At 69.9% G+C, this 10,161-nt stretch carries 10 protein-coding genes and 1 tRNA gene; 4 read left to right on the plus strand and 7 right to left on the minus strand.

Annotation, left to right across the window (positions count from 1 at the left end; all coding sequences use genetic code 11):
• Positions 1-24: 24 nt before the first annotated feature.
• Together ABD156_RS02360 and ABD156_RS02365 are read right to left on the minus strand one after the other, a co-directional pair.
• Positions 25-360: an ArsR/SmtB family transcription factor gene (locus ABD156_RS02360; RefSeq protein WP_344265578.1), complete on the minus strand. Its 336-nt coding sequence runs from the start codon at positions 358-360 to the stop codon at positions 25-27.
• A complete protein-coding gene (locus tag ABD156_RS02365; protein ID WP_344265581.1) occupies positions 350-781 on the minus strand; it encodes an SRPBCC domain-containing protein in 432 nt (143 codons plus the stop codon). The genes ABD156_RS02360 and ABD156_RS02365 overlap by 11 nt, the downstream gene beginning before the upstream one ends.
• 111 nt (positions 782-892) lie before the next feature.
• On the opposite strand from ABD156_RS02365, the gene ABD156_RS02370 reads away from it, so the two are divergent.
• Positions 893-1,348 (plus strand): SRPBCC family protein, encoded by a 456-nt coding sequence (locus ABD156_RS02370; protein ID WP_344265584.1) that lies wholly within the window; start codon positions 893-895, stop codon positions 1,346-1,348.
• 4 nt (positions 1,349-1,352) lie between these two features.
• On the opposite strand, the gene ABD156_RS02375 is transcribed toward ABD156_RS02370, so the two are convergent.
• Positions 1,353-2,054 (minus strand): SDR family NAD(P)-dependent oxidoreductase, encoded by a 702-nt coding sequence (locus ABD156_RS02375; RefSeq protein WP_344265588.1) that lies wholly within the window; start codon positions 2,052-2,054, stop codon positions 1,353-1,355.
• An 87-nt stretch (positions 2,055-2,141) separates the two neighbouring features.
• Between ABD156_RS02375 and ABD156_RS02380 the strand changes: the two genes are divergently transcribed.
• Both ABD156_RS02380 and ABD156_RS02385 read left to right on the plus strand, forming a co-directional pair.
• Complete coding sequence (locus tag ABD156_RS02380) at positions 2,142-2,726, plus strand: TetR/AcrR family transcriptional regulator (protein WP_344265591.1); 585 nt, start codon at positions 2,142-2,144, stop codon at positions 2,724-2,726.
• A 37-nt stretch (positions 2,727-2,763) separates the two neighbouring features.
• Positions 2,764-3,624, plus strand: coding sequence for a hypothetical protein (locus ABD156_RS02385; RefSeq protein WP_344265594.1), 861 nt, complete (start codon positions 2,764-2,766; stop codon positions 3,622-3,624).
• 99 nt (positions 3,625-3,723) lie between these two features.
• On the opposite strand, the gene ABD156_RS02390 is transcribed toward ABD156_RS02385, so the two are convergent.
• A tRNA-Thr gene (locus ABD156_RS02390) sits at positions 3,724-3,797 on the minus strand.
• Positions 3,798-3,924: 127 nt separating this feature from the next.
• On the opposite strand from ABD156_RS02390, the gene ABD156_RS02395 reads away from it, so the two are divergent.
• Positions 3,925-5,610 (plus strand): hypothetical protein, encoded by a 1,686-nt coding sequence (locus ABD156_RS02395; RefSeq protein WP_344265597.1) that lies wholly within the window; start codon positions 3,925-3,927, stop codon positions 5,608-5,610.
• A 66-nt stretch (positions 5,611-5,676) separates the two neighbouring features.
• On the opposite strand, the gene ABD156_RS02400 is transcribed toward ABD156_RS02395, so the two are convergent.
• From ABD156_RS02400 to ABD156_RS02410, 3 genes are all read right to left on the minus strand, one after another.
• The gene (locus ABD156_RS02400) at positions 5,677-6,876 is read right to left on the minus strand and encodes a DNA polymerase III subunit delta' (protein WP_344265600.1); all 1,200 of its coding nucleotides are present in this window, start codon (positions 6,874-6,876) and stop codon (positions 5,677-5,679) included.
• Positions 6,873-9,020, minus strand: a complete 2,148-nt coding sequence (locus tag ABD156_RS02405) for a bifunctional MFS transporter/dTMP kinase (RefSeq protein ID WP_344265602.1) — start codon at positions 9,018-9,020, stop codon at positions 6,873-6,875. The genes ABD156_RS02400 and ABD156_RS02405 overlap by 4 nt, the downstream gene beginning before the upstream one ends.
• Positions 9,021-9,168: 148 nt before the next feature.
• On the minus strand, positions 9,169-9,750 hold the full coding sequence (locus tag ABD156_RS02410; RefSeq protein ID WP_344265605.1) for a hypothetical protein: 582 nt from the start codon (positions 9,748-9,750) through the stop codon (positions 9,169-9,171).
• Positions 9,751-10,161: the final 411 nt, after the last annotated feature.

Here is a 10,161-nt window from a genome sequence, read left to right on the forward strand (position 1 = left end):
CCCTCAGATGAGTGAAATCGCGGGTCATTCTTCGCGGTCGAGATGAGCCCGCAGCGCGGCCAGCGGACCGTCCCAGTCCCGGGCGAGCGCGGCGAGGAACTGCTGCGCGACCCGCATCGGCGCGGAATCGAGCCGGTACCGCACCCGGCGCCGCTCACCGGGTTCCGCGACGACCAGCCCGGCGTCGGACAGCAGACCGAGATGCTTGGCGATCGCCTGCCGCGTGATCGGAAGCCGGGCCGCGAGATCCGTCGCCGTCGCCGGACCGCGCGCGGCCAGTTCGGCGAGGATCGCGCGCCGGGTCGGGTCGGCGAGCGCGGCGAAAACCTGCTCGGCGACCGCTTCGGAATCAGCCGGCATCGAGGCTGGCCGCCAGCTCGTCCAGCTCGCGCGCCCAACCCTCGGTGTGCGAGCGGTAGGTGGCGGGGTACTGGCTGTCCGGCAGCTGCGCGAACCCGGTCTCGACCACCGTGAGCCGAGTTCCGCCGTCGTGCGCCCGCAGGGTGAACTCCACGTACGTGCGGCGCGGGTCGTCGTCCGGCATCCCGTCGACCGGCCAGGTGAAGCCGAACACCGCCGGTTTCTCGACCCGTTCGACCCGGATCTCGGCGCTGCGATCGCCGATCCACGCGACCCGCCCGAGACCGCCCGGGCGCAGGTCGATCTCGGCCTCGTCGCCGAACCAGGCGCTCAGGCCGTCGGCCGTGGTCAGCGCCGTCCACACCGCCGCAGGCGGGTGCGCCAGCTCGACCGTCCGCTCGATGCGGTCGGGAAACCCCATGCCGTGCTCCTTCCGGGCCGAGCCTAGGCAACCACACCCATTGACGCAACCACGCGGTTGCCATAGTGTCGCAACCATTCAGTTGCATTACTTCGCGAAAGGACTAGCGCGATGAACTCCTTCACGACTGAGCTGACCGTCGACCGCACCCCCGAGGAGGTCTTCGCCGCGGTCACCGACGTCCGCGGCTGGTTCAGCAAGACGATCACCGGCACCGCGACCGCGGTCGGCGACGCGTTTTCCTTTGTGGACAAGGGAATCCCGTCGACCCGGATCCGCGTCACCGAACTCGCGCCCGGCCGCCGGGTCGCCTGGCACGTCGAGGACGCGTACGTCGCCTTCACCGACCAGCCCGACGAGTGGACCGACACCCGGATGAGCTTCGACATCACGCCGGGCCCAGACGGGACGACGCTGCGCTTCACGCATCACGGCCTCACTCCGGACCAGGCTTGCTACCGCGAGTGCTCCCGAGGCTGGACGAGCTGCGTCAACACGAGCCTGCACGCGTTGCTGACCACTGGCGTCGGCGAACCGATCCCGGAATCGGCGGCACCCGCCAAGTGAAGCCTCAGGGGAGCTGCAGGTCGAAGGCGTCGCGCTTGGCGTGCATCTCCCACAGCGTCTCGGCGATGTCGGCCGGGTCGATCTCCGGGAACTCCGTATTGGGTGCGATAGCGCCGGACAGCAGTGCGCCGTGAACGGCGCTCCCCCGGATCATGGCTCCGATCTGAAGCGTCGCCGCGTGCACGCCGTCGGGCGCGATTTCCGCCGCCAGGCTCTGGATGTAGTTGCGGGTCGCGGCCATCGCCGGGCCGATGCCGCTGAGAACGGGAGCGGGCTGAGTGGCCGAGACGCTCTGGCTGATCAAGATGCTGCCGTCGCCGCGGTCGCGCAGTTCCCCCAGCACGGCCTGGACCAAGGCGATCGGGGTGAGGAAATACAGGTCGAGGAGCTGCTGCGCGGTCGCGGTGGTCAAGTCGGCAGCGGGCGTGAATCCGTTCAGATCCAACGGCGCGTACGACACCACGTCGATCCGCGCGAAGCGGTGCCGGATCGCGTCGACCAATGCCGGGATCTCCGCCGGACGCGCCAGATCCGCCGGAAACGCCGCCGCTTCGATGCCCTCCGCGCCAAGTTGATCAGCCAAGGCAGCGAGGCGTTCGCGATTGCGCGCGACGAGCGCGACCCGGAACCCCTCGCGGCCGAAGCGCCGGGCGATCGCGGGGCCAAGGCCAGTGCCCGCACCAAGCAGGACCAGGGTTTTCGACACGGAACCTCCATAAGTTGATGACGGTCTCAACTTTGGCGCCAAGTTGAGACCGTTGTCAACTTTCTCGCGCGGACCTACGATGACCCGGTGAAAACGGAGGGGAAGCCCACGCTGCGCCGAGACGCGCGGCGCAACCAGGAACGGCTTCTCACCGCGGCGGCGGAAGCCTTCCGGGAGAAGGGTTTGGCGGTGCCGCTGGAGGAGATCGCGCAGCGGGCGGGCGTCAGCGCCGGGACTCTCTACAACCGTTTCGGCGGACGGGAAGCGCTGATCGACGCGGTGATGCCCGAACTGGTCGCCGAGCGAATGAACGAGGCGATGCGCCGGGCGGAGGCGGTCGACGACCCGTGGGAATCGTTCGTCACCTACGTGACCGTGCTGTGCGAACAGCAAGCCGACGACCCCGCGTTCCGGGACGCGATCAGCCGGCAGCTCCAGGACGCGCCTGAACTAACCGCGCGCTGCACGGCCGAACTCGCGAAGTCGGTCCGCCTGCTCGAACGCGCGCAACGGTCCGGGACGCTCCGCCCGGACGTCACGTCCGACGATCTGATGCTGCTGATCTTCACGAACGCGCTGATCGTGCGCGAGACGGTCGAGTCCAATCCGAACGCGTGGCGGCGCACGCTCTCCTTCAGCCTCGCCGGACTGCGCGCCGGTTGTGGTAGCTAAGAAGCATGCGAAGATCCTTTTCCCGCAGGGGAATCCGATGAACGATGACGTTTCCCAGAATCTCGTCGTCTTCCGAATCAAGGGCTTGCCCGAACCAGTGCTGGCCAGCGCGCCCACCCAGTCCGAGGACGCTGTCGAGCAGGCGTGGGCGAGCGTCCGCCAGCAGCACAAGGTGCGCGGGTCCGCGGTTTTGGCGGTGTACAGCGAATGGCAGCCTTCCGCCGCCGACCAGAAATTCATGGTCAAGAATTTCCGGAAGGCCGAGTGCACCTACAGTTTCACCCGGCCCGCCTCAGGCGATTGGGAGCGCGCGTTCGCCGAAGCCCGCGCGGTGATGGCTGAGAAAGAGGAGAGCACCGAGGAGATATTGCCGATCCTCTGGAGTGCGTCCTCACCGCGCGCCGGGCTGCTCGAAGCCCTGCCGCACCAACCGCTCGTGCCCGGCAGGCTGTCGGTCGCGCTGGCGGTGGTGTCGCGGACTCCCGAGGGCAAGATCGGGATGCAGCACATCACCCGGCACGAGCAGGAGCAGATGGGCGCGCCGCTCGAGAAACTGTTCGACGTCGGGTTCGGCTGCCTGGCCCGCGGGCTGAAGTTCGAGGTCCGCGGGTCGGGCGAGGACGTGCTGGTCTCGCTCGCCAGGGAGAACCAGCTGGCGGCGTCCGCGATCGCACTGCCCGATCTGTACGCCCAGCTGTCGCCGCACCTCGGGACGGGCGACCTGATCGTCGGCCTGCCCTGCCCGGACGAGATGCACGTGGCGAGGGAGGGCTCCGGCTTGGCGGACACTGTCCGGCAGCAGGCGCTCGGTTCGCCGTACGAGACCACGGAACTGGTCCCGTCAGTGCTGCGGCTCGGGCCTGGCGGGCTGGAGTTGCTCGCCGAACGGACCGGCTAGGCGCGTCCCCTAACGGGTGAATTCGGCGAAAGCCAGCGTCCTCGCCCGAAGACGAGTCAGGCCCCATCCGAACTGCTTCGGATGGGGCCTGACCTGCGGAGCCGCCTGGGGGAATCGAACCCCCGACCTATTCATTACGAGTGAATCGCTCTGGCCGACTGAGCTAAGGCGGCATGCCGCTGTGCGACGGTCATCAGTGTAGCGGAGCCGTGGTGCGTCACCTTGCGGGGGCCGCGTCGTTAGGCTCCTATGACTTCGGTCTCACTCCCCGACCCGGCGATCATCTGGAGGACCCGGCACATGCAGCGAAGACTGCCCCGTGCGCTGGCGCTGCCCGCCACTGCCGCGTTGCTGCTGCTCTTGGCCGCGCCGGCTGGTGCGCAGGAGATTCCGACGACGCCGATCCCGCAGCCGAACAACCCCTCGCAGCCGCCCGCGTCCGCGCCCATCGGGCCGCAGCCGCTCGGGCACGCGGTCGGCGACGCGGGGACGGCGCTCGGCGTCCTGCGGCTGCTGCCGAACTCGGTCACCACGAGCACGATCCTTCCCGGCTTCGGCCAGACGCTGCCGAAGCAGTCCGCGCTCGAAGCGGGCATGGGCCTGTCCAGCGCGTCGGCGAACTCGGAGGCGTACCTGGCCTATGAGAAGTCGATCGCGCAGTCGTCGCCGTTCGGGCTGGCCGTCGGGGGCCAGGCTCCGCAGACGCCGGGCAGCCTCGTGCAGACCGCGCTGCCAGACAACCCGAAGGAGATCAGCGGGGGCCTGAACGCGCCGTCGAACCCGCTGCTGAACGTCGGGCTGCTCAACGGCACCGCGCACGCCCGCTGGAGCGAATCGCTCGGCCCGTGCGTGGACACGATCGCCGACGCCAGCACGTCCGTCGCGAGCCTGTCGCTGCTGAACGTCATCCCGACGCTCCCGCAGGTCCCGTTGCTCGGCAGCGGCGGGCTGAGCCTGCCGCAGGGCACTCAGCTCGCGCAGGGTTTCGACCCGAAGAGCGGGCTGCAGAGCCTCGGCGGCCTGCTGCCCGGCAGCGGACAGACGCCCGCCGCGGGAACCGGTTCGCTGCTGAGCCTGCCGAACACGCTGTCGTCGCGGTCGCAGGTCAAGCTCGTCGACATTCCTGGTTCGAAGAACAAGGCCGTGCAGTCGAGGTCCACGCTGCAGGCGGCGGACATCAACATCCTCAAGGGCACGCCGCTCGAGCTGAACCTCAAGGTGGCCAGCCAGCCGACGCTCACCGTCACCTCCACCGGCGACGCGAAGACGTCCAAAGTGGACTACCAGGCGCCGGTGATCACCATCGGGGCCGGCGGCAAGACGCTGTACACGCTCGACGCGGCGCACCCGACCAAGGACATCCCGATCGGCCTGCCCCTCTCGCAGCTGAGCGACCAGTTCGGCGCGCTGGACAACGTGCCGGTGGTCGGCGGCCTCGTCGCCACCGCGACGAAGGGCCTGCAGCAGCTCGGCGACACCACCGGGAAGGTGCTCGACCTCGGCGTGCTGCGGCTGAGCATCGCGAACCTCGACCAGAAGCAGTCCGAGGCGACCACGCCGTTCAAGGGCTACCAGCTGGGCGCGGCCGCGCGGCTGCTCGACGTTCAGGTCCTGCCGACGCAGAAGCTGAAGGAACTGCTGCCGAAGCAGGCAGGCGACAACCTGCCGTCGTCGCTGGCGCAGCTGTCGCTTGGCGAGCAGATCGCCCGCGCGTACGCCCCGACCGGCGGCGTCGTGTGCGGTTCGACGACTCCGCCCGCCCCGCCGCAGGGCGGTGCCGCACCGGCTGGTCCGGTGAAGCACCTGGCCTACACGAACGGCGCGTACGACACGGTGCCGCTGTTCTGGACCGGCACGGCGATGCTGCTGATGGGCGTCGTCATGGTCGCGGCGTTCCCGAACCGGCGGCGTCCCGCGCTGGTGCTGAAGCGGCCGTCCGGCGGTGCTGACACCCCGTTCAAGCCGTCGCCGCATCCGCGCGACTGACTCTCGGCAGTCACGAAAACGGCCCCCTCGCTGCTGGCGAGGGGGCCGTTTTCGTCGGCGTCTGGGTCAGCCTTGGCGAAGCGTGGTGACCATGGCTTCCACCGCGATCCGCGGCTTCACGTTCAGCCCGATCGCCTCGCGGCATTCCAGCACTGCTTCCAGGCGGCGCATCGTCGACTCCGGCGACCAAGCCGCCGCGGCCGAGTTGATCTGCTCGGCGTGGTCGGGATGCGTCAGCGTCGCGCCGGAGCGCGAAGTCGTCACGAGCACGTCGCGGTAGAACCCCGCCAGGTCCACCAGAGCGATGTCGAGCGTGTCGCGCTGGGTTCGCGTCGCGCGGGATTTCTGGCGCTTCTCCAACTGCTTCACGGCCGCTTCGGCGGCACGTTTCGCTCCGGCGACGCCCTTGCCGGTGCCGTCGCCGCCCATCGCGGTGCGCAGTTCGGAGCGCTCCTGCTCGTCACGGCCTTTGCTCGCCTCGCCCGCGTCCGCCTCCGCCGCGCTGATCAGCTGGTCAGCGCTGGTGAAAACGTCGTCCGGACGGCGCAGCCCGAGCGGGATCCGCAGCACGGTGGCGCGCCGCTGCCGGGCGGCCTCGTCGGTGGCGAGCCGGCGCGCACGGCCGACGTGGCCATTGCAGACCGCCGCGGCCCAGTTGGCGCGCTCGGGATCGACGCCGTCCCGGGAGATCAGCACCTGCGCGATCGCCTCGGCGGGCGGGGTGCGCAGCGGGACCAGCCGGCACCGCGAACGGATGGTGACCGAGATGTCCTCCGGGTGGTCCGACGGTGCGCACAGCAGGAACACCGTGCGCGCCGGCGGCTCTTCCACCGCCTTGAGCAGCGCGTTCGACGCGCCTTCGGTGAGCCGGTCGGCGTCCTCGATGATCACGACCTGCCATTCACCGGTCGTCGGACGGCGCGCCGCCGCTTGCACGAGCGCGCGCATCTCGGCGACCGAAATGGACAGACCTTCCGGGACGACCAGCCGCACGTCGGCGTGGGTTCCGGCCATCGTCGTGCGACAGCCTGGGCACGCGCCGCAGCCGGTTCCGGTGCTGCACTGCAGGGCCGCGGCGAACGTGCGCGCGGCGACCGAACGGCCGGAGCCCGGCGGTCCGGTGAGGAGCCAGGCGTGCGTCATCGCCGCTGGCGCGACTGCTTCTCCCGCAACGATTTTGGCCGCCGCCGACGCCGCCGAAGACAGCGTTTCCATGGCGGGCTCCTGGCCGACGAGTTCCGTCCAGACGCCGATCGGAGTCGTCACCGATCCTCCACTTTGGACACTACGGGCAGCGCGTCCGCGCCGTTCTGCGCCGCTTCCGCTTCGGCTGCCTCGACGACGTCCGCCGCAGCCGCGTCCGCGGGCAGCTCGGGTTCCTCCTCCGCCGGTTCCGTGGGGGCGAGCCCGGCGAGCGAACCGACGAAGACCGACTGGACGGCGTTGCGGACCCGGCCCGCGACGTCGCCGTCGGAGCCCTCGGCGTCGACCACCACGTACCGGTCTGGGTCAGCCGCGGCCATCTCGCCGAGCAGCTTCTGCACCCACAGCTGGTCGTCCTTCAGCGACGGCTGCGGATCCTCCGCGTGTTCGGAGTCGAGAAGCACGGTGAGATCCGGGCGAAGCCGTCCGGTGGCCCAGTCGACCAGCCCTTCCAGCTCGCCGCGGTCCAGCTCGCCCGCCGCGGACAGCGACGCGAGCGGGGAGTCGACAAAGCGCTCCATGACGACCACGGACCCGGCGTCTAGCGCGGGCTGGATCTGGCGTTCCACCAGCTCGGCGCGCACGGCAGCGGCGACGAGCGCCTGCGCCCGCACGCCGGTGAGGGCGGCGTCCGAAACGAGCGTGCGGAAGCGCTGTTCGCCGAGCGCCGGGTCAGCGGTGAGGACGACCGGCCGGGTGCCAGTGCCGAGCCAGCGCGCGAGGCGGGCGGCCTGCTCGGCGGTGTTGACGGCGGTGGTGCCCTCGATGGCGATCAGGAAGCCGTTGACGCGACGCGGGTTGCGGCGCAGCGCGTTGCGCAGGTCGCTGAAGATCTTCTCGGTACGCCGCTCGTCCATCTGCCGGTAGGCGATGATCCCGAGCAGCACGGCGAGCAGCCCGCCGCCGAGGATGACCGGACGGGTGCCGTCGACGATGATCGGCGTGCCGAACAGGTCGACCTGGCGCTGCCGGACCAGACCGATCAGCACCGGCGTGACCACCGTCGCGCCGAACAGCACGATCTTGAGCATCGCCTGGTAGATCGCGTTGATCCGGCCGCGGATCGCGTCCTCGACACGGGAGCCGATGATCGTGACGCCGGTGAGGAAAGCGGTGCCGGCGCAGACGCCGACGAAGGCGACCGCGGCCACCGAGATCGACAGGTGCGGCGACAACGCGACGACGCCGAGCGCGAGCCCGGCGAGGACGATCGAGATGCCGAACAGCCGGTCGTGCGGCAGCCGGTGGGCGAGCTTCGGGGCCAGCGCCATGCCGGTGGCCAGACCGATGAAGACGGCCAGCATGAGGAGGTTGAACGCCGCGTCGCCACCGAGCAGCGAGGACGAGTACGGCTTGGCGGCGCCGATGACCGCACCGCCGGCCGCGAAGGCGCCGAAAGCACCGATCAGCAGGCCGCGGACGATCGGCGTGCTGCGGACGAACTTCAGCCCGTCGCGCATCATCGCGCCGAAGCCGAACTTCTCCTCGTCGGCCCGCTTGACCTTCTGCTGCGGCGTCGAATGGACGTCGCGCAGGGACAGCTCGGGGATGCGGGTGGCGACGATGATGCCGCTGGTCAGGTACAGCAGGCCGGTGATGACGACGACGACCTTGGCGATGTACAGGTCGACGCCCGGCCCCTGGAAGAGGTGGAACGTGGAGTTCGCGCCGAGGATCAGCGCGTTGGCGCCGGCGGCGGTGATGACGGCGAGGCCGTAGGTCATCACCATGCCGAGCTGATTGGCGGTCTCGACCTGCTCGGGGCGGCGCAGCAGGTTCGGCACCGCCGCGTCCTTCGACGGGATCCACATGATCGAGCAGCTGCCGACCAGGAAGTTCGCGACGAACAGCCACCACGGCGCGCCGACCACGGCGATCGAGAGCAGGAACCCGCAGCGCAGCAGGTCGCAGATGACCATGATCTTGCGCCGGTCGAACCGGTCCGCGAGCAGGCCGCCGAGCGGGGCGAAGAGCAGGCCGGGCAGCAGCGCGGTGACGATGACGCCGACGAACGCGTAGTTCTGCGCGGAGTAGTTGTCGAGGAGCTTGGTGCTCAGGCTGGTCAGGTTCAGCAGGTTCAGCCAGTCGGCGACACTGCACAGATACGTGACGCCCCACAGCCGACGGAATGGCTTGATCGCCAGCACTCGGCGGGCCCGGTGGATCGTGGACGTCCCGCCCGATCCGCCCGGGCCGGTGCCGGGCACCGACCGTACGCCCTCGCTGATACGCCCACCCCACTTGTCACGGCGGCGTCAGGCGACCCCTGCGGATCCCCCGACCGTGTAGTGGCCAGGGTAGTCCCGGCGCGGACGCGGGTAGGGCACGCCCCGTGATATGGGTGGCCGGAGGGCGTCAGCCAAACAGCCCCTTCACACTGCTCACCAGGCTAGCGATGAGCTCGATCGCGACAATTCCGAACACGATGAGCAACACCACGGCGAGCACCACGCCCGCCGTGCTGCTGGAGGGACGGCCGAAACTGGGCATGCTGATCGAGGGCATCCCGCGCCGGCTCTGCCGCCCGGCGAGCTCCTCCTCGATGTCGTCGTCGGCGATCTCGGTAACCCGCTTCGGCCGCGGCCGCGGCACCTTCTTCAGCAGCTGAGGAGCCTTGGTCGGCCAGGTCCGCTGCCGGGGCAGCAGCCCGAGCGGAACCAGATCCGGCCGCTCGGACGGCGGAATCGGATTCGGCGTCTTGACGACTTCTTTCTTCTTGGCTTCCTCTTTCAGCGCGGCCTCGACCATCCGCTTGACGGCCTCCGGGTCATGCTCGACCGGCTTGGCAGTCGGCAACGGCCGCGGCGCGCGGCCGGAAGCCATCTCGAACCCGGACAACGGATCGGAGAACCGCTCGTCTCCCGAGTCACCGGCCAACGTCCCGTCCCGGTCGGGCCCGGAGGCGGGAAAAAACGGAGTCCCGTCGCTCGTGCTCATGGTGACCACCTCACTACGGAATGTCCGCCGCGTCCAGTGTCGGCGAGAGTACCGGTCCCCGCATCCACCCAATGGCCGCAGAACCACTACTGCCCGCGCCCGCGAGGAGCACCCTCCACCCAGCCCAGTGACCGCTGATAGACGGCGGCGTGGCCGGTTTCAGCGAGAGGAACCGGGTCAAGTTCAAGGGCAGCCAGGCCGGACAGAGCCCGGGATCGAGCGGCCGGGCCTGGGCTACCCGCGCCGGGGGGGCAAGAACCTGGGTTCGGCTGATCCAGCCAGACCCGCTCACCCACACCACCCCTGGCCAACACCGCACCTCACCCGGCCGACGCCACACCTCTTCCACCAGCCACCCCTTTGGCGACCCAACCGCGGGATCGCGTCGGCGTGCGGAGGGGCAGTGCGCAC

It is taken from the genome of Amycolatopsis albidoflavus (assembly GCF_039525725.1).
Classification (GTDB): domain Bacteria; phylum Actinomycetota; class Actinomycetes; order Mycobacteriales; family Pseudonocardiaceae; genus Amycolatopsis; species Amycolatopsis albidoflava.

Coding starts and splice junctions, on each gene's coding strand:
- ABD156_RS02360 (WP_344265578.1), bottom strand. CDS start 360: ATGCCGGCTGATTCCGAAGCGGTCGCCGAGCAGGTTTTCGCCGCGCTC.
- ABD156_RS02410 (WP_344265605.1), bottom strand. CDS start 9,750: ATGAGCACGAGCGACGGGACTCCGTTTTTTCCCGCCTCCGGGCCCGAC.
- ABD156_RS02395 (WP_344265597.1), top strand. CDS start 3,925: ATGCAGCGAAGACTGCCCCGTGCGCTGGCGCTGCCCGCCACTGCCGCG.
- ABD156_RS02365 (WP_344265581.1), bottom strand. CDS start 781: ATGGGGTTTCCCGACCGCATCGAGCGGACGGTCGAGCTGGCGCACCCG.
- ABD156_RS02370 (WP_344265584.1), top strand. CDS start 893: ATGAACTCCTTCACGACTGAGCTGACCGTCGACCGCACCCCCGAGGAG.
- ABD156_RS02385 (WP_344265594.1), top strand. CDS start 2,764: ATGAACGATGACGTTTCCCAGAATCTCGTCGTCTTCCGAATCAAGGGC.